The sequence below is a fragment of the Ruegeria sp. AD2(2025) genome (genome assembly GCF_056542385.1).
On sequence record NZ_JBQFZS010000004.1, the window covers coordinates 84,429 to 109,475 of the forward strand.

General features: G+C 60.5%; 23 protein-coding genes. 18 read left to right on the plus strand and 5 right to left on the minus strand.

What is annotated here, in order from left to right; translation table 11 throughout:
- Positions 1-80: 80 nt before the first annotated feature.
- The 3 genes from ACR1XV_RS10015 (at position 81) to rpsD (ending at position 3,833) form a co-directional block, all read left to right on the plus strand.
- The gene (locus ACR1XV_RS10015; RefSeq protein WP_480530837.1) at positions 81-2,363 is read left to right on the plus strand and encodes an adenosylcobalamin-dependent ribonucleoside-diphosphate reductase; all 2,283 of its coding nucleotides are present in this window, start codon (positions 81-83) and stop codon (positions 2,361-2,363) included.
- Between the two features lie 199 nt (positions 2,364-2,562).
- Positions 2,563-3,015, plus strand: coding sequence for a hypothetical protein (locus ACR1XV_RS10020; RefSeq protein WP_480530839.1), 453 nt, complete (start codon positions 2,563-2,565; stop codon positions 3,013-3,015).
- Positions 3,016-3,212: 197 nt separating this feature from the next.
- A complete protein-coding gene (rpsD, locus tag ACR1XV_RS10025) occupies positions 3,213-3,833 on the plus strand; it encodes a 30S ribosomal protein S4 (protein ID WP_480530841.1) in 621 nt (206 codons plus the stop codon).
- 125 nt (positions 3,834-3,958) lie between these two features.
- On the opposite strand, the gene ACR1XV_RS10030 is transcribed toward rpsD, so the two are convergent.
- Positions 3,959-4,420 carry an Lrp/AsnC family transcriptional regulator gene (locus tag ACR1XV_RS10030; RefSeq protein WP_480530843.1) on the minus strand — a complete coding sequence of 154 codons (462 nt, stop codon included), beginning with the start codon at positions 4,418-4,420 and terminating at the stop codon, positions 3,959-3,961.
- Between the two features lie 103 nt (positions 4,421-4,523).
- On the opposite strand from ACR1XV_RS10030, the gene ACR1XV_RS10035 reads away from it, so the two are divergent.
- The 4 genes from ACR1XV_RS10035 (at position 4,524) to ACR1XV_RS10050 (ending at position 8,821) form a co-directional block, all read left to right on the plus strand.
- On the plus strand, positions 4,524-5,939 hold the full coding sequence (locus ACR1XV_RS10035) for an aminotransferase class V-fold PLP-dependent enzyme (protein WP_480530845.1): 1,416 nt from the start codon (positions 4,524-4,526) through the stop codon (positions 5,937-5,939).
- Positions 5,940-6,003: 64 nt separating this feature from the next.
- Positions 6,004-7,089 (plus strand): histidinol-phosphate transaminase, encoded by a 1,086-nt coding sequence (hisC, locus tag ACR1XV_RS10040; protein WP_480530847.1) that lies wholly within the window; start codon positions 6,004-6,006, stop codon positions 7,087-7,089.
- Positions 7,086-8,006, plus strand: a complete 921-nt coding sequence (locus tag ACR1XV_RS10045; RefSeq protein WP_480530849.1) for a prephenate/arogenate dehydrogenase family protein — start codon at positions 7,086-7,088, stop codon at positions 8,004-8,006. The genes hisC and ACR1XV_RS10045 overlap by 4 nt, the downstream gene beginning before the upstream one ends.
- Positions 8,003-8,821, plus strand: a complete 819-nt coding sequence (locus ACR1XV_RS10050; RefSeq protein ID WP_480530851.1) for an extensin-like domain-containing protein — start codon at positions 8,003-8,005, stop codon at positions 8,819-8,821. The genes ACR1XV_RS10045 and ACR1XV_RS10050 overlap by 4 nt, the downstream gene beginning before the upstream one ends.
- On the opposite strand, the gene ACR1XV_RS10055 is transcribed toward ACR1XV_RS10050, so the two are convergent.
- Positions 8,818-9,819 carry a DUF2125 domain-containing protein gene (locus tag ACR1XV_RS10055; RefSeq protein ID WP_480530853.1) on the minus strand — a complete coding sequence of 334 codons (1,002 nt, stop codon included), beginning with the start codon at positions 9,817-9,819 and terminating at the stop codon, positions 8,818-8,820. The two genes, ACR1XV_RS10050 and ACR1XV_RS10055, sit on opposite strands and share 4 nt — an antisense overlap.
- A 67-nt stretch (positions 9,820-9,886) precedes the next feature.
- Between ACR1XV_RS10055 and ACR1XV_RS10060 the strand changes: the two genes are divergently transcribed.
- The 3 genes from ACR1XV_RS10060 to ACR1XV_RS10070 all read left to right on the plus strand — a co-directional run bounded on the left by ACR1XV_RS10060 (position 9,887) and on the right by ACR1XV_RS10070 (position 13,368).
- Positions 9,887-10,417 carry a gamma-glutamylcyclotransferase gene (locus tag ACR1XV_RS10060; RefSeq protein WP_480530855.1) on the plus strand — a complete coding sequence of 177 codons (531 nt, stop codon included), beginning with the start codon at positions 9,887-9,889 and terminating at the stop codon, positions 10,415-10,417.
- Positions 10,418-10,485: 68 nt separating this feature from the next.
- The gene (locus ACR1XV_RS10065; RefSeq protein ID WP_480530857.1) at positions 10,486-11,664 is read left to right on the plus strand and encodes a biopolymer transporter ExbB; all 1,179 of its coding nucleotides are present in this window, start codon (positions 10,486-10,488) and stop codon (positions 11,662-11,664) included.
- A gap of 3 nt (positions 11,665-11,667) precedes the next feature.
- The gene (locus ACR1XV_RS10070; protein WP_480530859.1) at positions 11,668-13,368 is read left to right on the plus strand and encodes a peptidoglycan -binding protein; all 1,701 of its coding nucleotides are present in this window, start codon (positions 11,668-11,670) and stop codon (positions 13,366-13,368) included.
- A 52-nt stretch (positions 13,369-13,420) separates the two neighbouring features.
- On the opposite strand, the gene clpA is transcribed toward ACR1XV_RS10070, so the two are convergent.
- Both clpA and gloB read right to left on the minus strand, forming a co-directional pair.
- Positions 13,421-15,745 carry an ATP-dependent Clp protease ATP-binding subunit ClpA gene (clpA, locus tag ACR1XV_RS10075; RefSeq protein ID WP_480530861.1) on the minus strand — a complete coding sequence of 775 codons (2,325 nt, stop codon included), beginning with the start codon at positions 15,743-15,745 and terminating at the stop codon, positions 13,421-13,423.
- Between the two features lie 173 nt (positions 15,746-15,918).
- A complete protein-coding gene (gene gloB / locus ACR1XV_RS10080) occupies positions 15,919-16,686 on the minus strand; it encodes a hydroxyacylglutathione hydrolase (RefSeq protein WP_480530863.1) in 768 nt (255 codons plus the stop codon).
- A 61-nt stretch (positions 16,687-16,747) separates the two neighbouring features.
- Here gloB and ACR1XV_RS10085 point away from each other — a divergent pair, with 61 nt between their 5' ends.
- The 7 genes from ACR1XV_RS10085 to ACR1XV_RS10115 all read left to right on the plus strand — a co-directional run bounded on the left by ACR1XV_RS10085 (position 16,748) and on the right by ACR1XV_RS10115 (position 23,101).
- Complete coding sequence (locus ACR1XV_RS10085; protein ID WP_480530865.1) at positions 16,748-17,482, plus strand: class I SAM-dependent methyltransferase; 735 nt, start codon at positions 16,748-16,750, stop codon at positions 17,480-17,482.
- 301 nt (positions 17,483-17,783) lie between these two features.
- The gene (locus ACR1XV_RS10090; RefSeq protein WP_480530867.1) at positions 17,784-18,344 is read left to right on the plus strand and encodes a F0F1 ATP synthase subunit delta; all 561 of its coding nucleotides are present in this window, start codon (positions 17,784-17,786) and stop codon (positions 18,342-18,344) included.
- Entirely contained in the window at positions 18,345-19,883 is a 1,539-nt protein-coding gene (gene atpA, locus ACR1XV_RS10095) for a F0F1 ATP synthase subunit alpha (RefSeq protein ID WP_480530869.1), read from the plus strand.
- A 12-nt stretch (positions 19,884-19,895) separates the two neighbouring features.
- On the plus strand, positions 19,896-20,771 hold the full coding sequence (locus ACR1XV_RS10100) for a F0F1 ATP synthase subunit gamma (protein WP_480530871.1): 876 nt from the start codon (positions 19,896-19,898) through the stop codon (positions 20,769-20,771).
- A 20-nt stretch (positions 20,772-20,791) separates the two neighbouring features.
- On the plus strand, positions 20,792-22,216 hold the full coding sequence (gene atpD, locus ACR1XV_RS10105; RefSeq protein ID WP_480530873.1) for a F0F1 ATP synthase subunit beta: 1,425 nt from the start codon (positions 20,792-20,794) through the stop codon (positions 22,214-22,216).
- Between the two features lie 12 nt (positions 22,217-22,228).
- The gene (locus ACR1XV_RS10110) at positions 22,229-22,639 is read left to right on the plus strand and encodes a F0F1 ATP synthase subunit epsilon (protein WP_480530875.1); all 411 of its coding nucleotides are present in this window, start codon (positions 22,229-22,231) and stop codon (positions 22,637-22,639) included.
- A 111-nt stretch (positions 22,640-22,750) separates the two neighbouring features.
- Positions 22,751-23,101, plus strand: a complete 351-nt coding sequence (locus ACR1XV_RS10115; protein ID WP_480530877.1) for an H-type lectin domain-containing protein — start codon at positions 22,751-22,753, stop codon at positions 23,099-23,101.
- 172 nt (positions 23,102-23,273) lie between these two features.
- Here ACR1XV_RS10115 and ACR1XV_RS10120 read toward each other — a convergent pair whose 3' ends face one another.
- Complete coding sequence (locus ACR1XV_RS10120; protein ID WP_480530879.1) at positions 23,274-24,293, minus strand: ribose-phosphate pyrophosphokinase; 1,020 nt, start codon at positions 24,291-24,293, stop codon at positions 23,274-23,276.
- 108 nt (positions 24,294-24,401) lie between these two features.
- Between ACR1XV_RS10120 and ACR1XV_RS10125 the strand changes: the two genes are divergently transcribed.
- Entirely contained in the window at positions 24,402-25,004 is a 603-nt protein-coding gene (locus tag ACR1XV_RS10125; RefSeq protein WP_480530881.1) for a DsbA family protein, read from the plus strand.
- Positions 25,005-25,047: the final 43 nt, after the last annotated feature.

A 25,047-nucleotide genomic window follows, 5' to 3' on the forward strand; every position in this document is an offset into this window, starting at 1 on the left:
ATATTGTAGTCCTGTATTCGCTTTCATCAAGGTTTAGTGGGTGCTAGGCTGGCGATCTCATTCAGCACAGGGAATCACCAATGAGCCGCTTTGCCGCCCCCATCGCCGAGCAGATCTGGGACATGAAGTACCGCTTCAAGCAGGCGGATGGCACGCCGATTGACCAGACGGTCGAGGACACGTGGCGCCGCATCGCGCGTGATCTGGCGCGGGTCGAAAAGGACCCAGCGCATTGGGAGGACAAGTTCTATACCGCGCTGGAAGATTTCAAATACCTGCCCGCCGGTCGCATTACCGCAGGAGCGGGGACTGCGCGTCAGGTGACCCTGTTCAACTGTTTCGTCATGGGGACTGTGCCCGACAGCATGGGCGGCATTTTCGACATGCTGAAAGAGGCCGCGCTGACCATGCAGCAGGGCGGCGGGATCGGCTATGATTTCTCGACCATCCGCCCGCGTGGCGCAGATGTGAAAGGGGTTGCGGCAGATGCCTCGGGGCCATTGTCGTTCATGGATGTGTGGGACGCTATGTGCCGCACGATCATGTCCGCAGGCTCGCGCCGGGGGGCGATGATGGCGACCATGCGCTGCGATCACCCGGATATCGAACAATTCATCACCGCCAAGTCCGACCCCGCACGGCTGCGCATGTTCAATATGTCGGTGCTGGTGACCGACCCGTTCATGGAAGCGGTCAAGGCCGATGGCCCGTGGGAACTGGTGTTCGGCGACAAGGTTTATCACACGGTTCAGGCCCGTGATCTGTGGAACAAGATCATGCAGGCCACCTATGACTATGCCGAACCGGGCGTGATCTTCATCGACCGGATCAATGCGGCCAACAATCTGAGCTATGTCGAGACCATCGCGGCCACGAACCCCTGTGGTGAGCAGCCTCTGCCGCCTTACGGTGCCTGTCTGCTGGGCTCGATCAATCTGGCGCGTCTGGTGGCCGAACCGTTCGAGGACGCCGCGCATCTGGATGAGGCGGCGCTGCAGGAATTGGTCGCAACCTCTGTTCGGATGATGGACAATGTGGTGGACGCGTCGAAATTCCCGCTGGCCGAGCAAGAAGCCGAAGCGCAAGACAAGCGTCGCATCGGGCTGGGCGTGACCGGGCTGGCGGATGCGCTGCTGATGCTGGGCCTGCGCTATGGGTCCGACGAAGCGGCGCGTCAGACCGAGCGCTGGTTGCACAGCATCGCCCGCGCCGCGTATCTGGCGTCGGTGCAATTGGCGAAGGAGAAAGGGGCGTTCCCCTTGTTCGACGCCGAGAAATATCTGGCCAGCGGCACCATGCAGCGGATGGATGACGATGTGCGCGACGCGATCCGCGAACATGGTATCCGCAACGCGCTGCTGACCTCGATTGCGCCGACGGGGACGATTTCCTTGTACGCCGGCAACGTCTCTTCGGGGATCGAACCGGTCTTTGCCTATGCATACACGCGGAAGGTGCTGCAGAAGGATGGTTCGCGCACCGAGGAAGAGGTGGTCGACTATGCCGTGCAGATGTGGCGCGACAAGTTCGGCGATACCGAGTTGCCGGACTATTTCGTCAATGCGCAGACGCTATCCCCGTCCGATCACGTGAAGATGCAGGCGGCGGCGCAGAAATGGATCGACAGCTCGATTTCCAAGACGATCAATTGCCCCGAGGATATCAGTTTCGACGCGTTCAAGGATGTCTACATGCAGGCCTGGGATCAGGGCTGCAAGGGCTGCACGACCTATCGCCCGAATGACGTCACCGGCTCGGTGCTGACGGTGTCCGAGAGCGCCGACAAAGCGCCCGGCGAAAGCGCGGATGCACCGCAGGAGGTCGATGGCGGCGACGTCATCTACATGTCCGAACCGCTGGACCGGCCTCAGTCGCTGGAAGGGTCGACCTACAAGCTGAAATGGCCCGATAGCGAACATGCGATCTATCTGACGATCAACGACATTGTCATCGGCGGGCGGCGGCGTCCGTTCGAGGTGTTCATCAACTCGAAGAACATGGAGCATTATGCCTGGACGCTGGCGCTGACCCGGATGATCTCGGCGGTGTTCCGGCGGGGCGGGGATGTGTCCTTTGTGGTTGAGGAACTGAAAGCTGTCTTTGATCCGCGGGGCGGGGCCTGGGTGAAGGGCAAGTACATTCCGTCGATTTTGGCCGCGATCGGCGGGGTGATCGAGCAGCACATGATCAATATCGGCTTTCTGGAAGGTGAGGGCATGGGCCTGAAATCCGATCCGCAGGCGCAGGTGGTCAATATGGATGCCCCGCGTGGCAAGGCGTGCCCGTCCTGCGGCCAGTTTGACATGGTGATGATCGAGGGGTGCATGACCTGCCGCAGTTGCGGACATTCGAAATGCGGGTGATCCAGCAGCGGTGATGGGGTACGCGCTGCCCGAAGTCTCAATCTGATCTTGTTCCTAAGCAACATTTTTGTGAATGCTGCAATTCGGTCTCTTTTCTGCCCATTTTATCGTTGATACACAGGTCGCGTTACAGGTGGGATGTGTAATAGTTACGGGCGGGCAGATGAGAACCGGTTTCAACGGTCAGATAGCCATATCTTTGACTCAGACGGAAGTTGACGGGCTTGAGGCGGCGCCTCTTGCCGATCTGATAATCGGCGCGGCATGGTCCTGGCGCGGACGCGGCGTGAAGCTGACGGAGCACGAGGGGCAAAGTGTCGAACACGGCAGTTTCCTTTCGCTTTTGACGGCACGGGCCGAGGTGACCAGGGCGGGGCTGGCGATTGACGATTGCGCCCGACTGGAGTTTTCCAACGGTGCACAGAGGTTTGTTGCGGAAGTGATCCGCGTCGCCGGTGAGACCACGCCGATGCTGGTCTTTGCGGAAGGATGTCCCCCCCCGGGACAGGAGTTCTGGATCAGCGCGGCCCCCGAAATGATCGAGCCCGTCTGTGTCGGTCGCGAGGACGATCACAAGATCGTTGCGTTCCCATCGGTGAGCCGGGAGGCCCCGGAGGTGATGCCCGGAGCGGTTGCGCTCGCGGCTGAATAGGCCTTTATCCTTTGATGTCGGATTTTTCCTGATTGGGTGCCGTGCTGTGTTGACTCTGGGTCCGGCCTGGATATAAGCGCGGCTTCATTGGTGTTGGTGGCCCCCGCAAGGGGATGCCTGTCATGGGGGAAACCTCAAGAGGACAACGCCCTTCATAGTGGCCTGAACGGGCCTCGACCTAAAGAAGGAGATCAGCCGTGACCAAACGCACGTCTGCCAAGTACAAAATCGACCGCCGGATGGGCGAAAACATCTGGGGTCGTCCGAAATCCCCGGTCAACCGTCGCGAATACGGCCCCGGCCAGCATGGCCAGCGCCGCAAGGGCAAGCTGTCGGACTTTGGTCTGCAGCTGCGCGCCAAGCAGAAGCTGAAAGGCTACTATGGCGACCTGACCGAAAAGCAGTTCCGCCGCATCTATGCAGAAGCTGAGCGCGTCAAAGGCGACACCGGTGAAAACCTGATCGGCCTGCTGGAACGCCGTCTGGACGCCGTTGTTTACCGCGCCAAGTTCGTGCCGACCGTGTTCGCCGCGCGTCAGTTCGTGAACCACGGCCACGTCAAGGTGAACGGCAAGCGGGTCAATATCCCCAGCTACCGTGTCAAAGAAGGCGACGTCATCGAAGTGCGTGACAAGTCCAAGCAGCTGGCCGTTGTTCTGGAAGCTGTCGGTTTGGCTGAGCGTGATGTGCCTGATTACATCGATGCCGATCATTCGAAGATGACAGCGACCTTCGTGCGCGCACCGGGTCTGGGCGATGTGCCGTATCCGGTGATGATGGAGCCGAACCTGGTCGTCGAATTCTACGCGAAGAACTGATCTTCGCCGATATCGAGAAAACAAGGGCCGCGCTTTCAGCGCGGTCTTTTTTGTTTTGATGGGGGCTCTGCCCCCCGTCGCTTTGCGACTCCCCCGGGATATTTTTGGCCAGATGAAGATCTGGATCAGATTGGGAGGGGGCGGCCTTCGGCAATGGCCTCCATGGCGAAGTAGGAGGTCACGCTGTCGAGTTCGACCTTTTCGATCAGGCGTTGGTAGACCTTGTCATATGAGGTCATATCCTGTGTGACGACCTTGAGCTGATAGTCATAATCGCCGCCGATGCGGTGGAAATCTACCACCTCGGGTATGGTCAGCACATGGCTGCGAAAGGCCTGCAGCCACTCGGCCGAATGGTGGCGGGTGCGGAGCATGACGAAGACCACGAGGTTCAGCCCCAGTTTCTCACGCGCGATCCGGGCGGATGAGCCTTGTAGCACCCCGTTATCGTTCAGGGCCTTCAGCCGCCGCCAGCAGGCGTTCTGGGACAGGCCGACCCGATCGGCCAGCTCACGTTGGGACAGAGTGGCGTCTTTCTGCAGCTCTTTCAGGACGCGTTTGTCTATTTGATCGATTTTATCTTCCATAAGAGATCATATGACACAAAAAATACCAACAAGATACAAAAATAGGTGAGGTTTCCGCGCGGCGCATCAATCACATTGAGTTTAGCAATACGGAGATTGTGCAATGACCCTGTCCATCTTTCGCGCGGATATTCAATCTGCCATTCACGGAAATACTCTGCGCGACGGGCTGATTGGTGAGGGGGTACTCATCCCGGGTCTGCATCAGGATGTGCCGCTTGTATATGCGGATTACGTCGCTTCGGGTCGGGCGTTGCGGCAGGTTGAGGATTTTGTGGCGGCGCATGTGTTGCCGTTCTATGCCAACAGCCACACCGAAGCCTCCTATTGTGGGTCTTACATGACCCGTCTGCGCCGCGAGGCGCGGGCTGAGATCGCCCGCATAGTTGGTACCAGGGAAGAGGATGCGGTGATCTTCACCGGGTCCGGTGCTACTGCGGGTCTCAACCGGTTGGTCAGTCTGCTGGGAGTGCAAGAGGCTGACCGACCGGTTGTGCTGATCGGGCCGTATGAGCATCACTCAAACATCCTGCCGTGGCGTGAAAGCAAGGCTGAGGTGGTGGAAATCCCTGAGGCGGCGGACGGTGGGCCGGATATGCAGGCGCTTGAGGCGGCTCTGGTTGAACACGCGGGTGCTGATCTTGTGATCGGATCGTTCTCGGCGGCGTCCAACGTGACCGGTATCATCACCGATCCAGATCCGGTGACCCGGCTGCTCAAGGCGCATGGGGCGTTGGCGGTTTGGGATTATGCGGGTGGTGGGCCGTACCTGCCGATGGATATGGGGGCGGACGGCGCGCGGAAGGATGCGATCGTGGTCTCGCCGCATAAGTTTCCGGGCGGGCCCGGGGCGTCCGGGGTGCTGGTGGTCAATCAGAATGCGGTTCAGCGTAACTGCCCGAGCTGGCCGGGTGGGGGCACCGTCAGCTTTGTTTCGCCCTGGCGGCATGATTACAGCACCGATCTTGCGACGCGGGAGGAGGCGGGCACGCCCAATGTCATCGGCGACATCCGCGCGGCGCTGGCGTTTATGGTCAAGGATGCGGTCGGAACCGACGAAATCGCGCGGCGCGAAGCGCTTTACAACAAGATGGCCATCGAGGGTTGGTCGGACAATCCGCACCTGACCTTGCTGGGGACCGAGAATGCGCATCGTCTGCCGATCTTCTCGTTCCTTGTACGGGACAGCGACGGGCAGCCCGTGCATCAGCAGCTGTTTACGCGGATGCTCAGCGATATCTACGGGATACAGGCGCGGGGTGGTTGCGCTTGCGCGGGGCCTTATGCGCACCGTTTGCTGGGGATTGATCGCGAAACCTCGGACCAGTTGCATGCGGCGTTGTCCGCCGGAGAAGAGATGAAGAAACCCGGCTGGGTGCGGCTGAATTTCTCGTATCTTATGAGCGAAGAGACGGTTCAGTTCATCATCGACAGCGTCAATGACCTGTCGCGCCGGACCGAGGAATATGCGCCGTTCTATGACGCCGATCCGGCGACGGCCCGCTTCAAGGCGGCCTGAGGGAATTGCCGCTTTTCTCAACCCGTTGAGACAGGTATGAGGGGCGCAAGGAACGGAGCCCCTCATGACCAAACCCATACCCCAACCCGGCATTATGGACATCGCGCTGTATCAGGGCGGTCAGTCCCATGTGGCAGGGGTGGCCGAGGTCATCAAGCTCAGCTCGAACGAGAACCCGTTTGGGCCAAGTCCAAAGGCAATTGAGGCCGTGCGCGACAGTGCCGCTACCTTGCACCGTTATCCCAGCACCGATCACGCCAGCCTGCGGGCGGCGATCGCTCAGCGGCACGGGCTGGATGCGGATCGGTTGATCTGTGGCGTCGGCAGCGATGAGGTACTGCAGTTCGTGGCGCAAGCCTATACCGGGCCTGGCGATGAAGTGATCTATACCGAACATGGCTTTTCCATGTATCCGATCATCGCGCGCATGGCGGGGGCCACGCCGGTTATGGTGCCCGAGCGGGACCGGCAGGTGGATGTCGACAATATCCTGAGCGCTGTGACCGACAAGACGCGGATCGTGTTCGTGACCAACCCGGGCAATCCGACCTCGACCATGATCCCCGAGGCCGAATTGGAGCGTCTGGCCAAGGCTCTGCCCGGCAACTGCCTGATGGTGCTGGATGGGGCCTATGCCGAGTTTGTCGATGGCTTTGACGGCGGGGCTGCGCTGGTGGATCGGTTCGAGACAGTGATCATGACCCGGACGTTCTCAAAAGTGTACGGGCTTGGCGGGATGCGTGTGGGCTGGGGCTATGCGGCGAAAGAGATCATCGATGTGCTGAACCGCGTTCGCCAGCCTTTTAACCTGTCGTTGACCGCCTTGGCGGCCGCTGAGGCTGCCGTGCAGGATGAAGACTACCTGCGGTTCTGCCAGTCCGAAAACGCGCGTCTGCGGGTCTGGTTGTCGGAGGAGTTGACCAAGATCGGTGTGCCGTCGGACCCGTCCTGCACCAATTTCATCCTCGCCCGTTTTACGGATCGGGCCGAGGCCGAGGCTTGTGATGAGTTCCTGAAAACTCAGGGTTTGATCGTGCGGCGGGTTGCGGGCTACAACCTGCCAAACGCGCTGCGGATCACCGTGGGCGATGAAGAGGCCTGCCGCCGTGTGGTTGCAGCCATTACCGCGTTCAAAGGGGGCGCTGCATGAGCCAGATTTATGACCGTGTGGCGCTGATCGGGCTGGGCTTGATCGCCTCGTCCATGTTCTGGGCGATGAAACGCGCAGGGCTGGCCGGAGAGGTCACTGGTTATGCCCGCTCGGATGCGACCCGAGAGACCGCGCGCCGCATCGGTCTGTGCGACCGCGTTTGTGACACGGTGCAAGAGGCCGTTGAGGGGGCCGATCTGGTCGTGCTCTGCGTGCCCGTCGGTGCGATGGGTGCGGTTGCAGAACAGATGGCACCCGTCCTGAAGCAGGGCGCGACGGTTTCGGATGTGGGCTCGGTCAAGCGTCATGTGATTGAGGCGGTGTCGCCTCACATACCCGAAGGCGTGCATTTCATCCCGGCGCACCCGCTAGCCGGGACCGAGCATTCCGGGCCGGAATCCGGGTTTGCTGAACTGTTTGACAATCGCTGGTCCTTGCTGGTGCCGGTCGAAGGGTCGGACCCGGATGCCATCGCCCGCCTGCGTGCGTTGTGGGAAGGCATGGGCTCGAATGTCGATGAGATGGATGCCGATCACCATGACCTTGTGCTGGCGGTGACGTCGCACGCGCCGCACCTGATTGCCTACACGATGGTTGGTGTTGCCGACGATCTTCGGCGGGTGACAGATACCGAGGTTATTAAATACTCGGCGGCTGGCTTCCGGGATTTCACCCGGATCGCAGCCTCGGACCCGACCATGTGGCGCGATGTGTTCCTGACAAACAAGGATGCAACGCTGGAAATTCTGGGCCGTTTCACCGAGGAACTCTTTGCCCTGCAAAGGGCGATCCGCACCGGTGACGGAGAGCAGCTGTTCGATTATTTCACCCGCACCCGTGCGATCCGCCGCGGCATCATCGACGCAGGCCAAGACACGGATGCGCCGGATTTCGGACGGGGGAAAACGTCCACATGAGGGGTTTGAGCGGCTGTCTTGCGATCGGTTTCGTCATTCTGGCGACGCATCTGAATGCGGCCGCGCCCGAAACCTCTCTTGTCCCGTTGAAGCGCCCCACATCGTCTGACACGAGCGCGATCATCGTGCCGGCAAAAATACGCCCCGCATTGCGACCTGTCTCACCGCAGGTAACGGCGGCAGCTGTCCGACCGGCAGGCTTGCCGTTGCTGGGCCCGGAAAATTCGCCCCGCCCCTATCTGCGATCCGAGGAGATGGAGCAGCAGATTCTGTTCAAGAAACGCAAGTTGCGCAAAACCTCGGTGTGCGGAGATATCGACATTCAGGGCAAGCCGGTGGGTCGCGTGAACGGCAAGATCAAGGCCTGCGGGATCAAGGACGCGGTTCAGATCACCTCGGTCGGCGGAGTGAAGCTGAGCCGACCCTCGACCATGGATTGCGGCACGGCGAAGGCGCTGAACAAATGGGTCGACAAGACCGTGAAACCGACGTTCAAACGGCGCGGCCCGGTGGTCGAGATACAGGTGGCGGCGCATTACGCCTGCCGGACCCGGAACAACCGCAAGGGTGCGCGGATATCCGAGCATGGCAAGGGGCGGGCCATCGATATCTCGGGGTTCCGTATGGCGGATGGAGAGATGGTGACCGTGTTGGATGGATGGCGCAAAAACCCTTCGCAGAAGCAGTTGGTCAAGGTCTGGCGCGGGGCCTGCGGGCCGTTTGGGACAGTGCTCGGACCAAACTCGGACCGGTATCACCGGGATCATTTCCATCTGGATACGGCGCGCTATCGCACCGGCCCCTACTGCCGTTAACGCAGGATCAGCCGTGGGGCTGGGCCCAGCGGCAATGGCCCCAAAGCCACAAATCCATCGCGGAAGTTCAATTGCATATCCAGCGCGTTGGGATTGCCACCAAGACCGGCCATGAACCCCAGCGCCCGCGTCACCGGATCAACCGCCTGATCAGGCAGCGCCCCGGCGGCGTTGGCCATGGCGACCATGTCGCGCCAATTCTCGGCTTTGACCGCGATCTCTCCGGTAGGAATGCCCTGCTCGTCAACATCGAGTTCGCCGGTTGCGAACAGTCGTAACTCGCCCCATTTCACTTCGGCCAGCCGCAGGTCAATCGCGACCGGTTGCGGGCGGCCTTGTTCCAACGCGCTGCGATCCCATGGCTTGTCGAAGATGATGAACGTGTCCAGTTCCAGTGTTTCAAACGACTGAGGCAGCGACGAGGCCGAGCGCATCAGCCGCCGCAACTCTTCGCCCGGCGTGAAGCCGTCGACCTTTGCGGTAATGCTGTAGCTTTCGGGCGTGCCGGATTGCGCCATGATCAGGCTCAGGCTTTGCCCGCCAGCCTGCGGGGCCTGCTCATCCGAGATCAGCCAGCGCCCGGCGGTCAGGGCCATTCTCTCTAGAACGAGCGCTACGCCGGGTTGCAGATGCAACTCGGCCTGCATCCCCTCGGCCTGAACGGTGGTGGTCTGATCGAAATAGGATAGCCGCTGCGGTGTGCTGGCAAAGCGTAGCATCTGCCGGCCCGGCCAGATCGCCGGGCTTTCGAACTCGATCCAGTCGGCACTCCAGGCGGTGCCGTTCACCGGATCGGCCAGCGCGGGATTGTTCAGGCGTGTGATGTGCTGCAGCGGATACCCGGCGGTGGAGACATCCGAATAATCGGCCTGCCAGCCCAGTTCCTGCTGGTGATCGAACCACCCGGTGATCGCATTGCGCAGCCCGTAGCCTGCGACAAACCAATAGGCGCTCCACGCGAGGGCCACGAAGACAAGTACGCGTATCAGACGCCGCATGATGAATGGCCCTTTTTCCTGCCCCGGATTTGGTGTTTACAGGGCTAAACGGGCAAGGACCAGAGCTATGACGATGTGGGTTTTCGGATATGGATCGTTGCTGTGGAATCCCGGCTTTCCGGTGGCCCGCAGCGAACGCGCCACGTTGCACGGCTATGCCCGATCGTTCTGCATGCGCTCGATCCACCATCGCGGCACCGAGGAAGACCCGGGTCTGGTGCTGGCCCTGGACGAACAGCCCGAGGCCCGCTGCACCGGTCTGGCGCTTGCGGTCGAGGCCGGACATGAAGACCGGACACTGGCCGAACTGCGCGAGCGCGAACTGATTTCATCCGCCTATCTTGAGCGAATGCTGGACGTGCATCTGGACGCGGGTGAGGTCGTCAACGCGGTGACATACGTGATCGACGCGCATCATGTGCAGTATTGCGGTGGCCTACCACTGGAAGAGCAGGCCCAGATCATCGCGCATGCCGTCGGTGGGCGCGGTCCAAACGACGAATACCTCTACAACACCGCTTCACATCTGACCGAGATCGGCCTGCATGACCCCGACCTTGAGTGGTTGGCGCAACGGGTGCGCGCAATCAACGCATAAACCCTTGGCGTCGTGCCCGGAACTTCGATAGGTTCAGCCCAGAGCAGACAATACCGGGAGCCACGCGCATGGCGCAGGCACAACAGGGCGTGAGACCGCATTTCTCGCAGCCGATCCGTCAAATCCTCATGATGCTGATCGCAATCGGGCTGTCAGGCCTTGGCGTGTTCATGGCGCTGCCCTACGTGCTGCCGGTGATTCAGGCCAACCTGTACCTGAATGGATTCATCCTGCTGGTCTTTGTCATTGGTGTGGCGGCCTGTTTCCTGCAGGTGACGCAACTGATCGGTTCTGTGCGCTGGATTGAGGCTTTCGTCGGCGGTGTTGAACGCGACGACGTGCGCCCGCCGCAACTGCTGGCCCCTTTGGCCTCGCTGCTACGCGCACGTGGGGCGCGGTCCCAGATCAGTTCCAGCTCGACCCGGTCGATCCTCGACTCTGTGGCTGAACGGGTCGAGGAAGAACGCGAGATCACGCGCTATATCACCAACGTCCTGATCTATCTGGGTCTGCTGGGAACATTCTTTGGTCTAGCGACCACCGTCCCGGCCATCGTCGACACCATCCGCAGCCTGAACCCGCAGGAAGGTGAGGAAGGGCTGGCGGTGTTCAACCGCCTGATGACCGGGCTGGAGGCTCAGTTGCAGGGCATGGGCGTTGCGTTTGGCTCGTCCCTGCTGGGGCTAGCCGGGTCGCTGATCGTTGGCCTGCTGGAACTGTTCGCGGGTCACGGCCAGAACCGGTTTTACCGTGAGTTAGAGGAATGGCTGTCCTCGATCACCCGTGTGGGTTTTGCCGCGGGGGATGAAGGCGGCGCGGAGCTGGCGGTTCTGACGCCAGTGCTGGATGCGATGTCCGAACAGATGGATGCGCTGCAGGACCTGTTTTCGGCGCAGGAACAGGATCGCACCGAGGTCTCGGCCAAGCTGGGTCATCTGGTGGATGCGATCACCGACATGAACCAGAGGCAAGCCCAGACGGAAGGTGTCGCCGCGGCGCTGGAACGTGTGGCGCTGGGGCAGGACGCGTTGCTGGATCACATGCGCGAACATGGCGCGGGCGAGGGGATTGATGCCGAAAGCCGTATGCGCCTACGCTCTATGGACGTGCAGTTGCTGCGCATTCTGGAAGAGATTTCCGCCGGTCGTCAGGACAGCATGAACGAGCTGCGCAAGGATTTTGAGCTGCTGGTCAAGGCCCTGACCCTGCCGCGCGGGGCTGTGCGCACACCTTCGGACGGGGAGTAAAAGATGGCCCTGTCGCGCCGCACCGGTCATCGATTCTCGGGCTCGGTCTGGCCCGGCTTCGTCGATGCGATGACGGGGCTGTTGATGGTTCTCACCTTCGTGCTGACCATCTTCATGATCGTTCAGTTTGTTTTGCGCGAAACTATTTCGGGTCAAGAGGACGAACTGACCGCGCTGTCGGATGAGGTCGCAGCCCTGGCCGGGGCGCTGGGATTGGAAGAACGCGAAAACAGCCGCCTGCAGGCACGGCTGGGCACACTGAACGCAACACTCGGACAGGTCGAGGACGAATTGTCTGAGGCGCAGTCGCAGATCACGAGTTTTGAGGCACAGGTTGCAGCATTGCTGGCCGATCAGGAACGCGCGCGCGCCGATATCGTCGCATTGGCGGATCAGCAGGATGCCTTGCTACAAGAGCGCGCAGCACTACTGGACGAGCAGGAGGCCCTGAACCTCGCTCTGGCCCAAAGCCGTAACGAGATTGATGCGCAGACCGAAGCCGCCCGCCTTGCCGCGGCCCGTCGCGAGGCGCTTGAGGCGCTGGTGGCCGATCTTGAGGCCAGCGAGGCCACGCAGGCAAACCAGATCGCGGAACTGGAGCAACAACTGACCGATGAGGAAGCCGCGCGTCTGGCGGAAGCCGCCGCCGCCGAAACTCTGCGGAACCGGCTTCAGGATGCGGATGCCGAGCTGACCGCTATGACATTGGCGCTCGAGGCGCAGCGACAGGAAGCGGAAGAAACCCTGACATTACTGGCCGCAGCACAGGCAGCCAAGGCCGAGCTTGAACGGCAATTCGGTGAGTTGAACCCCGATGAACTGAAGGCGCAATTGCAAGCGGCACTGGACGCGCAGACGCAGTCGCAGGCGCAGGCAGATGAGCAAAGTTCACTGGCTGAAGAGCGTGCGGCCTTGTTGGCTGTGGCGCAGGAGGCACTTGCGTCAGAGAAAGAAATCTCAACCGAGGCGCAACGGCAGACAGCTTTGTTGAACCAGCAGATGTCTGCGTTGCGCGGCCAGCTGGGATCGTTGCAGGCGCTGTTGGACGATTATGAGGAACGCAACGCGGCGGCCGAGATTCAGATTCAGTCGCTGGGCCAGGACCTGAACGCAGCGCTTGCCCGCGCCGCCTCGGAAGAGCGCCGTCGCCGCCTGCTGGAAGAGGCAGAACGCGTCCGGCTCGAGGCCGAGGCGGAAAGGCTTGCCGGGCAAAATCAGGAACTGACTGCGCAGGCGGAAGATTTGCAACGCTACCGATCCGAGTTCTTCGGGCGACTGCGCGATGTGCTGGGTGATCAGGAGGGTGTGCGCATCGAAGGTGACCGCTTTGTGTTTTCGTCCGAGGTCTTGTTTGACACGGGCTCTGCCACGCTTTCTGTCGAAGGTCGTCAGGAGGTCGCGAAGGTGGCCGCGATTTTGCGAACCGTCGCTGCGGAAATCCCCGAGGGTCTGAATTGGGTCATTCGGGTCGACGGGCACACGGACAACGTGCCATTGGCGGGCAGCGGGCGGTATCGCGACAACTGGGAGCTTAGCCAGGGGCGCGCGCTGTCGGTGGTGCGGTTCATGGTGGATGCGTTGGGTATCCCGCCCAATCGGCTGGCAGCCAACGGCTTTGGCGAGTTCCAACCGGTCAATCCCGCCGACACCCCCGAAGCCCGCGCCCAAAACCGCCGGATCGAGCTGAAACTGACTGAGCGCTGAACAACAACGCCCGCCGAAAGGGCGGGCGTTGTTTATTTCTAAGGTCTCTGAATCAATCCGCTGTCAGCAGCGGCGGTTTATCACCCGGAATGCGAGGCTGATCGGGCCCCAGAATTTCAAGGTTCAGATCACCTTTCTTGACCGAGACACGCACCACGCCACCCTTGGCCAGCTTGCCGAACAGAAGTTCTTCGGCCAGCGGTTTCTTGATGTGTTCCTGAATGACTCGGCCCAGCGGACGCGCCCCCATCTTGTCGTCGTAGCCCTTGTCGGCCAGCCATTCGGCGGCCTTGGGTGTCAGGTCGATGGTCACGTTGCGATCCAGCAACTGCGCCTCAAGCTGCAGGACGAATTTCTCGACCACCTGCAGGATGACCTCTTTCGGCAGCGGCGCGAACGAGATCACGGCGTCCAGACGGTTGCGGAATTCCGGCGTGAACATGCGTTCGATCGCGGCGGTATCCTCGCCCTCGCGCCGGTCACGGGCAAAGCCGATGGCGGCCTTGGCCTGTTCCTGCGCGCCCGCATTCGAGGTCATGATCAACACCACGTTGCGGAAATTCACCGTGCGGCCGTTGTGATCGGTCAGCTCACCATGGTCCATCACCTGCAGCAGGATGTTGAACACGTCCGGATGCGCCTTTTCGATCTCGTCCAGCAGCAGCACGCAGTGCGGATGCTGGTCGACGCCATCGGTAAGCAGACCGCCCTGATCGAACCCGACATAGCCCGGAGGCGCGCCGATCAGACGGGAAACGGCGTGTTTCTCCATGTATTCCGACATGTCAAACCGCAGCAGTTCCACACCCAGCGTATCCGCCAGCTGTTTGGCGACCTCGGTTTTACCCACACCGGTCGGACCTGCGAACAGGTAGTTCCCGATGGGTTTTTCAGGCTCACGCAGACCCGCGCGGGCCAGTTTGATCGCACTTGACAGCGCTTCAATCGCTTCATCCTGGCCAAACACCACCCGTTTCAGCGAGGTCTCAAGGTCTTTCAGAACCTCGGCATCGTCCTTGGTCACATTCTTCGGCGGAATGCGCGCGATCTTGGCAACGACGGCCTCGATCTCTTTCACGCCGATGGTCTTGCGGCGTTTGCTTTCGGCCAGCAGATGTTGCGCGGCACCGGCCTCATCGATCACGTCGATGGCCTTGTCCGGCAGCTTGCGGTCGTTGATGTAACGCGCCGACAACTCGACCGCGGTCTTGATTGCGTCCGCGGTGTATTTGATGGCGTGGTGTTCCTCGAAATAGGGTTTCAGACCGCGCAGGATTTTTACGCTGTCCTCGACCGAGGGCTCACTTACATCGATTTTCTGGAACCGGCGGCTCAGTGCGCGGTCTTTCTCGAAATGCTGACGGAACTCTTTATACGTGGTCGAGCCCATGGTGCGCAGCTTGCCGCCCTGCAGGGCAGGTTTCAGCAGGTTCGACGCGTCCATAGCGCCGCCCGAAGTGGCACCGGCACCGATCACAGTATGGATTTCGTCGATGAACAGCACCGCGTCGGGGTGATCTTCCAACTCGGTCACGACTGCTTTCAGTCGTTCCTCGAAATCGCCACGATAGCGGGTGCCGGCCAGCAGCGCGCCCATGTCGAGCGAGTAAATAGTGGTTTCCGACAGAACATCCGGGGCTTCGCCCGCGACGATCTTATGAGCCAGACCCTCGGCAATGGCGGTCTTGCCAACGCCCGGATCCCCCACCAGTAGCGGGTTGTTCTTGCGGCGGCGGCAGAGCACCTGGATGCAGCGTTCCACCTCGTCCGAGCGGCCGATCAGCGGATCGACGTCGCCGGCGCGCGACTTGGCATTAAGATCAATGCAGTATTTTCCAAGCGCGCTTTCTTTCTGGTCCGACTCTCCGGACGGGGCCTGCGCCTCGTCTTCGACTTCATCTGCGCCTGTCACGGCACGGTTTTCGCCATAGGCCGGGTCTTTAGCGACGCCGTGGGCGATGAAATTCACCGCGTCATAGCGGGTCATGTCCTGTTCTTGCAGGAAATAGGCCGCGTTGCTTTCGCGTTCTGCGAAAATCGCCACCAGCACATTGGCCCCGGTCACCTCGGTCCGGCCCGAGCTTTGGACATGGATCGCAGCCCGCTGGATCACACGTTGGAAGGCCGCCGTTGGTACGGCTTCAGAGCCGTCGATATCGGTCACAAGGTTCGACAGATCCTCGTCGATGAATTCGACCAGAGTACGGCGTAGTTCATCCAGATCGACACTGCACGCTTTCATGACGCGCACCGCATCGGGCTCTTCCAATAGCGCCAGAAGCAGATGCTCCAGCGTTGCGAATTCGTGTCGCCGTTCGTTCGCCGCCGCAAGGGCCGCGTGAATGGCTTGTTCCAGTGTGCTCGAGAATGAAGGCACGCGGGTGCTCCTCTGTATTGGGCAGGAAGGGGGCAGGCGTCGGCCGGATCCCCATCCAAACCATGTCCTCATACTATTAGAGTTTGGTTGATCCCGGCGCGGCTTCAAGGGTTTTCTTGCACTTGACAGTCTAATTTCCTGTGACCGTGGCCGTGAAGAGGGGCCTAACCTGCCTAAAACCGGTCTTTTCTGGCGCGGATTTCGGCAAAAACTGACGCGGGGTCAGCCCCCGCCATGCCCAGATGTGCCTGAATCGACGGGTCATTTGCCCGCAAAAACGGGTTTGTGGCCTTTTCCAGGGCCAGAATGGAGGGAACAGTGGGCTTTCCGGCGGCGCGGGCACGGTCGATATCGGCCACACGGTCCCTGAGGGCAGGGTTTTCCGGGTCCACGGTCAGGGCGAATTTGGCGTTTGACTGCGTATATTCATGCCCTGAATACACGATTGTTTCATCGGGCAGGGCCGCAAGCTTGCTGAGCGAGGCCCACATCTGCGACGCCTCGCCTTCGAACAGGCGGCCGCATCCCAGCGCCATCAGGCTGTCGGCAGTGAAAACCGCACCGGTGTCGGGCATGTAAAAGGCGATATGACCAAGGGTGTGGCCGGACACATCCAGCACCTGCACCATCTCGGCGCCGATTGCAAAGCTGTCGCCCTCGGCCACGGCGCGGTCCAGCTTGGGCAGGCGGTGCTGATCGGCGCTGGCCCCGATGACCTGCGCGGGATGACGGGCCAGAAGGGCGGGCACTCCGGCGATGTGGTCGTCATGATGGTGGGTCAGCAGAATGTGGCTCAGCGTCCAGCCGCGCGCGTCCAGCTCGGCCAGAATGGGGGTCGCGTCGGGGGCATCGACCAGCGCGGTTTCTCCGCTGACAGGGTCGTGGGCAAGAAAGGCATAGTTGTCGCTGAGGCAGGGGATGGTGACGATCTCAAGAGGCATGGCCTTTTACCCTTTCATTGCTAGACTGCGCCCAGCTAAGCCGATTGACCGGGTGTCCGCAATGCATCTTGATGTGCAGGATCTGAGGAATTTCTACTACCGCAGCACGCTGGGCCGTGCAGCGCAGGCCGCGATCCGCGGGCGGCTGGTCGACCTGTGGCCCGAGGCCAAGGGACAGACCGTGGCCGGATTCGGATTCGCAGTGCCGCTGTTGCGCCCCTATCTGGCCGATGCGCGCCGCGTCATCGGGTTGATGCCCGGCCCGCAGGGCGTGATGCCGTGGCCCGCAGGGTTGCCCAATGTCTCGGTTCTGACCGAAGAGACGCTGTGGCCCATCGAGACCGGCCATGTGGACAAGCTGGTGGTGATGCACGGGCTTGAGACCTCGGAGCGCCCCAGCATGGTGCTAAAGGAATGCTGGCGGGTGCTGGGGCCGGGTGGCCGGGCGCTGTTTGTGGTGCCGAACCGGGCGGGCCTTTGGTCGCGGTCCGACCGTACGCCGTTTGGCTTCGGCCATCCCTATTCGATGACCCAACTGGAGAAGCTGCTGCGGGCGCATCATTTCGTTCCCGAAAGCCATTGCTCGGCGCTTTATTTACCTCCGTCGTTTCGCCGCTTCTGGCTGAAATCCGGCAACCTGATCGAGAAAACGGGCCAGCGCATCCCGACGATCATGGCCGGCGGCGTTCTGATGGTCGAGGTCAGCAAGCTGGTGCGCCCACCTAGCGGGAGCGTCACCAAAGATGCCGCGAAACGCCCGATTAAGGCATTGGATGGCCTGCTGAAGCCCGCGTGACAATATGCGCCCCCGAGGCGGCAAAAATGCGGGAAAAAAGTCACAGGAATCGCAAAAACCTGCATATTCGTAACATTTTTCAACTGCCCCAACCGGTCCAAAGGGTCGCACTTGGTGTAAGTATTTGAAAATTAAAGATTTGTGGATAAGTCTGTTACCGCTATAGCATATTGCGAGGTTGGAAAGGCTCTGCTACATCCCCGGTGATTTTGATCCCCGCCCTTCAAGGACGGGGTTTCCTCACGCCCCAAGGTAGCGGCCGCTACCCAAAATCGGGGCCTCAAATATCGGAAGGGTGGACGTGTCCGAACCAGCTTCGATTTCCACAGGCATCGCCGAGCGCTATGCCACCGCGATCTTCGAGATCGCCAAAGAGAATAAGGACCTTGCGGGTCTGGAAACCGGTATCACCGATCTGGCTGCTGCGTTGGGCGAAAGTGCCGATCTGCGCGACCTGATCGCTTCGCCGCTGGTGTCGCGGGCCGAGCAGGAAGGCGCGATTACCGCAATCGCCGACAAGATGGGCCTGTCTCCGGTGCTGCGTAACTCGCTGGCGCTGATGGCGCAGAAACAGCGTCTGTTCGTTGTCCCCAACCTGATCGAGGTTCTGCGCGACATGCTGGCCGAAGAGCGTGGCGAAGTGACCGCCGATGTCGCCTCGGCCAAGGCGCTGACCAAGACCCAGATGGATAAACTGTCCAAAACGCTGTCCGAGCGTGTGGGCAAGACCGTGACAATCAATGCGACCGTGGATGAAAGCCTCATCGGCGGTCTTGTCGTTAAAGTGGGCTCGAAGATGATCGACACCTCGATCCGTTCGAAGCTGAACTCCCTACAGAATGCAATGAAAGAGGTCGGATAAATGGGAATCCAAGCTGCAGAGATTTCTGCAATCCTGAAGGACCAGATCAAGAATTTTGGTCAGGAAGCCGAAGTGGCCGAGATCGGCCGCGTGCTGAGCGTCGGTGACGGGATTGCCCGTGTATACGGCCTTGACAACGTGCAAGCGGGTGAGATGGTCGAATTCCCCGGTGGCATCATGGGCATGGCGCTGAACCTGGAAAGCGACAACGTCGGTGTCGTTATCTTCGGGTCCGACCGTGACATCAAAGAAGGTGACACTGTCAAGCGCACCAACTCGATCGTGGACGTTCCGATCGGTGACGAACTGCTGGGCCGCGTTGTTGACGGTCTGGGCAACCCGCTGGACGGCAAAGGCCCGATCAATGCAACCAAGCGTGGCGTTGCAGACGTCAAAGCCCCGGGCATCATCCCGCGTAAATCGGTGCACGAGCCGATGGCAACCGGCCTGAAATCGGTTGACGCGATGATCCCGATTGGCCGTGGCCAGCGGGAACTGATCATTGGTGACCGTCAGACCGGCAAAACCGCCGTTGCTCTGGACACCATCCTGAACCAGAAAGTTTACAACGACGCAGCAGGCGACGACGAGTCGAAGAAACTGTACTGCGTTTACGTCGCCATCGGTCAAAAGCGTTCGACCGTTGCGCAGCTGGTGAAGAAGCTGGAAGAGTCCGGCGCGATTGACTACTCGATCGTTGTTGCCGCAACCGCGTCCGACCCGGCGCCAATGCAGTTCCTGGCACCCTACGCCGCGACTGCGATGGCCGAGTACTTCCGTGACAATGGCCGCCACGCGCTGATCATCTATGATGACCTGTCGAAACAGGCCGTGTCCTATCGTCAGATGTCCCTGCTGCTGCGCCGCCCGCCGGGCCGTGAAGCTTACCCGGGTGACGTTTTCTACCTCCACTCGCGTCTGCTGGAACGTTCGGCGAAGCTGAACGAAGATTTCGGTGCAGGTTCGCTGACCGCTCTGCCGGTTATCGAAACGCAGGGTGGCGACGTTTCGGCGTTTATTCCGACCAACGTGATTTCGATCACCGACGGTCAGATTTTCCTGGAAACTGAACTGTTCTATCAGGGCATCCGTCCTGCTGTGAACACTGGTCTGTCGGTTTCGCGTGTGGGCTCTTCGGCTCAGACCGATGCGATGAAATCGGTTGCTGGTCCGGTGAAACTGGAACTGGCTCAGTACCGCGAAATGGCTGCGTTTGCGCAGTTTGGGTCCGACCTCGACGCCGCGACCCAGCAGCTGCTGAACCGTGGTGCGCGCCTGACCGAGCTGATGAAACAGCCGCAGTATTCGCCGCTGACCAACGCGGAAATCGTTTGCGTCATCTTCGCAGGCACCAACGGTTACCTCGACAAAATCGACGTATCTGACGTTGGCCGCTACGAGGCCGGCCTGCTGGCGCACCTGCGCAGCAAGCACGCTGACCTGCTGACATGGATCACCGACGAAGATCCGAAGATCAAAGGTGACGCAGCAGACAAACTTAAGGCAGCGATCGACGAATACGCCGCGACCTTCGCTTGATAGGGGGTTCCGATGCCTAGTCTGAAGGACCTTAAAAACAGGATCGAGTCGGTCAAATCGACCCGCAAGATCACCAAGGCCATGCAGATGGTCGCGGCTGCAAAACTGCGCCGCGCCCAGGAATCTGCCCAAGCCGGACGCCCCTATGCCGAGCGGTTCAATGCCGTGATGGCGGGGCTGGCGGCGTCGGTCGGGGGCAGCGACAGCGCCCCCAAGTTGCTCCGTGGTACGGGCAGCGATGATGTCCATCTGCTGGTTGTGATGACAGCTGAACGCGGCCTGTGTGGCGGCTTCAACGCGAACATCGCCAAGCTCGCCCGCGCCAAGGCGGAAGAGCTGCGTGGCAAAGGCAAGACGGTCAAGGTTTTGACCGTCGGCAAGAAAGGCCGCGACGCGCTCAAGCGTGATTTTGGCGATCTGTTCGTTGGACATATCGACCTGAGCGAGGTCAAGCGCATTGGCTACAACAACGCGCAGGACATCGCCAAGGACGTCCTGTCCCGCTTTGACGGGGGTGAGTTCGACGTTGCCACGATCTTCTACTCGAAGTTCCAGAACGTCGTGACGCAGATCCCGACGGCACAGCAGATCATCCCTGCCTCGTTTGAGGACACGCAAGGGGACGACAGCGGTGCCATTTTCGACTACGAGCCCAGTGAAGAGGCCATCCTGGCCGACCTGCTGCCCAAGGGGGTTGCAACTGCGATCTTCTCGGCTCTGCTCGAAAACGGAGCGTCTGAACAGGGTGCACGGATGTCCGCAATGGACAACGCGACACGCAACGCGGGTGAGATGATCGACAAGCTGACGATCCAGTTCAACCGCTCGCGTCAGGCCGTGATCACCAACGAGCTGATTGAAATTATTTCCGGCGCCGAAGCGCTGTAGAGACATACCGGAGACGAAACATGGCGAATGCAAAAGGCAAAGTCACACAGATCATCGGGGCCGTCGTTGACGTCCAGTTCGATGACGCGCTGCCTGAAATTCTGAACGCGCTGGAAACTACCAACAACGGCAAGCGCCTGGTGTTGGAAGTTGCTCAGCACCTGGGTGAAAACACCGTCCGTACCATCGCGATGGACGCGACCGAAGGTCTGGTCCGTGGCGAGCCCGTCACTGACACCGGCGCACCGATCTCGGTTCCGGTTGGCAACGCCACCCTGGGCCGCATCCTGAACGTGGTCGGTGAACCGATCGACGAAAAAGGCCCGGTTGAAGCAACCGAAACCCGCGCTATCCACCAGGACGCGCCCGAGTTCGACGAACAGTCGACCGAGTCGGAAATTCTGGTGACCGGCATCAAGGTTGTGGACCTGCTGGCCCCCTACGCCAAAGGCGGTAAAATCGGCCTGTTCGGCGGTGCCGGTGTGGGCAAAACCGTTCTGATCATGGAGCTGATCAACAACATCGCGAAAGTGCACTCGGGCTTCTCGGTGTTTGCGGGCGTTGGCGAACGGACCCGTGAAGGCAACGACCTGTATTGGGAAATGATCGAATCGAACGTGATCAAGCCCGACAACCTTTCGGACTCGCAGGTTGCGCTGGTTTACGGTCAGATGAACGAACCTCCGGGTGCGCGTGCACGTGTTGCCCTGACCGGTCTGACCCTGGCCGAGCAGTTCCGCGACCAGTCCGGTACCGACGTTCTGTTCTTCGTCGACAACATCTTCCGCTTCACGCAGGCGGGTTCCGAGGTTTCGGCTCTGCTGGGTCGTATTCCTTCGGCTGTGGGTTACCAGCCGACGCTGGCCACCGACATGGGCGCGCTGCAAGAGCGCATCACCTCGACCAAAGCTGGTTCGATCACCTCGGTGCAGGCGATCTACGTGCCTGCGGACGACCTTACCGACCCTGCGCCGGCAACCTCGTTTGCGCACTTGGACGCGACCACCGTTCTGAACCGTGCGATCTCGGAAAAGGGTATCTACCCGGCCGTTGACCCGCTCGACTCGACCTCGCGTCTGCTTGACCCGGCCATCGTTGGTGAAGAACACTACAAGGTTGCGACCGATGTTCAGCAGATCCTCCAGCGCTACAAGTCGCTGCAGGACATCATCGCCATCCTCGGCATGGACGAACTGTCGGAAGAGGACAAACTGACCGTGGCCCGTGCCCGTAAGATCGAACGCTTCCTGTCGCAGCCGTTCGACGTGGCCGAGGTCTTCACCGGCTCGCCGGGTGTTCAGGTTCCTCTGGATGTCACCATCTCGTCGTTCAAGGCCGTTGTCGCCGGCGAATACGATCACCTGCCCGAGGCGGCCTTCCTGATGGTTGGCGGCATCGAAGAAGTGATCGCCAAAGCCGAGAAGATGGCCGCAGAAGCCGCCTAAGGAGCACACCTGATGGCAAACACGATGCAATTCGACCTCGTCAGCCCCGAGCGGAGCCTTGCTTCGCTCGAGGCCACCGCGGTCCAGATTCCCGGCGCGGACGGGGACATGACGGCAATGCCCGACCATGCCCCTACCATCACCACGCTGCGCCCCGGTCTGCTGAAGGTTGAGGCGCCCGAAGGGGCCAGCGAATACCTGGTCACCGGCGGGTTTGCCCAGATCAACGGCGACAGCCTTTCGGTTCTGGCCGAAAAGGCCATTCCGGTTGCCGAAGTGACCCGGTCGCATCTGGATGACCTGATCGCCGAAGCGCGTGCCTCGCACGAGGCCGCCCAAGCGGGTGACGATCAGACCATCGTCGACGATGCAGCCAAGCTGCTGGCCGATATGGAAGCTCTTGGAACGCATATGAGCCTGTAAGGGTTCAGTTCAATCTATTCGAAACGGCCCTGCATTGCGGGGCCGTTTTTTTGTCGTGATTTTGTCAAAGGCGCGGGGTAAGCTGCCGGAATTGAATGAAAAGACGACAAAATGAAGAAGTTTCACACCCATCCCATCGGAATTGATCAGGGCGAGACTGTCTTATTCTCGGATTTCGCCGACGGCGGGGAAATGTGGACCGGTGACGGGCCGCGGGAGCGGCGTGCGGCCATTCGATTCAGCGAGGCGTTCCGGTCGGTTCCGGTTGTGCAGATCGGCGTGTCGCTCTGGGATGTAGATACATCCTCGGCCATGCGTTCAGAGGTACAGGCCGAGAACATCACACCTCAGGGCTTTGATGCGGTGTTTCGCACGTGGTCCGACACGCGGATTGCACGCATCCGGGTCGCATGGACGGCAATCGGCGAACTGGCTCATGAGGATGACTGGGTGATTTCCTAACCCGGTTACGCGACAAAACATCCGGTGTTTTCTGATAATTTCCAGGATCGTTCGTAAACGGTTTCTTGAAAAGAAACCGAGCCTGAAACTTTCAAAGTTTCAGGCCCATTGTGCAGATAGCTCTGCGGTTTGGAAACTATCTTAGGGCAGGGCGCGGGACGCCCGCTCTGGATTAGTCCATATGGTAGAGCGACTCATAGATTGGCGTCAGCGTCTTGTCCTCGAACAGCGATGAGACACTTGTCCCGTTCCAGATATTGAGAATCGCCTGAGTAAAGATCGGCGCGGTGGGCACGATGCGGATGTTGGGGGCTTTTGCCACCTCGGGCGTCGGCTGGATCGTGTCGGCGAGAACCAGAGACTTCATCACGGATTTCGTTACACGTTCGACCGCCGGGCCGCTCATGACGCCATGGGTGATGTACGAGTGCACCTCTTTGGCACCATTATCCATCAGCACCTGAGCCGCTTTGCACAGCGTCCCTGCGGTATCACAGATGTCATCAACGATCAGGCAGATTTTGTCTTTGACGTCCCCGATCACGGTCATTTCGGCGACTTCACCAGCTTTCTCGCGGCGCTTGTCGACGATCGACAGCGGGGCGTTGATGCGCTTGGCCAGCTCGCGCGCGCGCGCCACGCCGCCGACATCGGGCGACACAACCATCAGATCATCCATCTGATCCTTGAACTGCTTTTTGACATCCAGCGCAAAGATCGGTGAGGCGTAGAGGTTGTCGACCGGCATATCGAAAAAGCCCTGAATCTGGGCCGCGTGGAGATCCATGGTCAGAATACGTTCGATCCCCGCACCGGTCAGCATGTTGGCCACCAGCTTGGCGCTGATGGGCGTGCGGGCCTTGGTGCGGCGATCCTGACGGGCATAGCCGAAATAGGGGATCACGGCGGTGATCCGCTGCGCTGAGGACCGGCGCAGGGCGTCGGCGATGATCAGCAGCTCCATCAGGTTGTCATTGGCCGGGTTCGAGGTCGGTTGGATGATGAACATATCCTCGCCGCGTACGTTCTCGAAAACCTCGACGAAAATCTCGCCATCATTGAACCGTTCGACCCGGGCATCGACCAGACCCTGATCGACGCCGCGGTGCAGGCTCATGCGGCGGGCAATGGTTTCGGCAAGCGGAAGATTGGCGTTCCCAGCGATAAGCTTGGGTTCGTGAAGTGTCGGCATCGGCTGATTATCCCCGGGCAGCAATGGCAATATGACAGATTCGTGATGGTCACACCGCTTAGCACGGGTCTACAGTCCCGCAAAGGCAACGCAGCGGAGAAAGTGCAGATGACCCAGATTGACTACTTTTTTGCGACACTCTCGCCCTTCACATACCTGGCGGGCACACGGCTAGAGGAGGTCGCAGCCAAGCACGGGGCGACGATCAATTACAAACCTCTGGACATCATGGGATTGTTCAGCCGGACCGGGGGCACCCCGCCCAAGGACCGCCATATCTCGCGCATCGAATACCGCGCACAGGAACTGCTGCGTCAGTCGAAAAATCTGGGGATGGCTTTCAACCTGCAGCCCGCACATTGGCCGACCAATGCCGCGCCCTCGTCTTATGCGATCATCGCGGCCATTCAGGACGGGTCGGGCGATGTGGGACAGCTCTGTCATTCCTTCCTGCGCGCCTGCTGGGCAGAAGAGAAAGACATCGCCGAGGACAGCGTGATCCGTGATTGCCTGACCCGGGCCGGGTTTGACCCGAACCTGGCTGACAGCGGCCTGCTCACTGGCGCTGAGACCTATTCGGCCAATCTCGAAGAAGCCGTAGACCGCGGCGTATTCGGCGCCCCCTTCTATATCACGCCCGATGATCAGAGGTTCTGGGGGCAGGACCGCCTGGACGACCTCGACCGCCACCTCGCAACGCTCAGAGACTAGAGCAGATCCCCTGCTTCATCTGGCCAGAAATATCCCGGGGGAG

Bases quoted from the DNA above. Each gene is read 5' to 3' on its own strand.
- ACR1XV_RS10015 (WP_480530837.1), top strand. From the start codon at position 81: ATGAGCCGCTTTGCCGCCCCCATCGCCGAGCAGATCTGGGACATGAAG.
- ACR1XV_RS10030 (WP_480530843.1), bottom strand. From the start codon at position 4,420: ATGGAAGATAAAATCGATCAAATAGACAAACGCGTCCTGAAAGAGCTG.
- ACR1XV_RS10035 (WP_480530845.1), top strand. From the start codon at position 4,524: ATGACCCTGTCCATCTTTCGCGCGGATATTCAATCTGCCATTCACGGA.
- hisC (WP_480530847.1), top strand. From the start codon at position 6,004: ATGACCAAACCCATACCCCAACCCGGCATTATGGACATCGCGCTGTAT.
- ACR1XV_RS10045 (WP_480530849.1), top strand. From the start codon at position 7,086: ATGAGCCAGATTTATGACCGTGTGGCGCTGATCGGGCTGGGCTTGATC.
- ACR1XV_RS10050 (WP_480530851.1), top strand. From the start codon at position 8,003: ATGAGGGGTTTGAGCGGCTGTCTTGCGATCGGTTTCGTCATTCTGGCG.
- ACR1XV_RS10055 (WP_480530853.1), bottom strand. From the start codon at position 9,819: ATGCGGCGTCTGATACGCGTACTTGTCTTCGTGGCCCTCGCGTGGAGC.
- ACR1XV_RS10060 (WP_480530855.1), top strand. From the start codon at position 9,887: ATGACGATGTGGGTTTTCGGATATGGATCGTTGCTGTGGAATCCCGGC.
- ACR1XV_RS10065 (WP_480530857.1), top strand. From the start codon at position 10,486: ATGGCGCAGGCACAACAGGGCGTGAGACCGCATTTCTCGCAGCCGATC.
- ACR1XV_RS10070 (WP_480530859.1), top strand. From the start codon at position 11,668: ATGGCCCTGTCGCGCCGCACCGGTCATCGATTCTCGGGCTCGGTCTGG.
- gloB (WP_480530863.1), bottom strand. From the start codon at position 16,686: ATGCCTCTTGAGATCGTCACCATCCCCTGCCTCAGCGACAACTATGCC.
- ACR1XV_RS10085 (WP_480530865.1), top strand. From the start codon at position 16,748: ATGCATCTTGATGTGCAGGATCTGAGGAATTTCTACTACCGCAGCACG.
- atpA (WP_480530869.1), top strand. From the start codon at position 18,345: ATGGGAATCCAAGCTGCAGAGATTTCTGCAATCCTGAAGGACCAGATC.
- ACR1XV_RS10100 (WP_480530871.1), top strand. From the start codon at position 19,896: ATGCCTAGTCTGAAGGACCTTAAAAACAGGATCGAGTCGGTCAAATCG.
- atpD (WP_480530873.1), top strand. From the start codon at position 20,792: ATGGCGAATGCAAAAGGCAAAGTCACACAGATCATCGGGGCCGTCGTT.
- ACR1XV_RS10110 (WP_480530875.1), top strand. From the start codon at position 22,229: ATGGCAAACACGATGCAATTCGACCTCGTCAGCCCCGAGCGGAGCCTT.
- ACR1XV_RS10115 (WP_480530877.1), top strand. From the start codon at position 22,751: ATGAAGAAGTTTCACACCCATCCCATCGGAATTGATCAGGGCGAGACT.
- ACR1XV_RS10120 (WP_480530879.1), bottom strand. From the start codon at position 24,293: ATGCCGACACTTCACGAACCCAAGCTTATCGCTGGGAACGCCAATCTT.
- ACR1XV_RS10125 (WP_480530881.1), top strand. From the start codon at position 24,402: ATGACCCAGATTGACTACTTTTTTGCGACACTCTCGCCCTTCACATAC.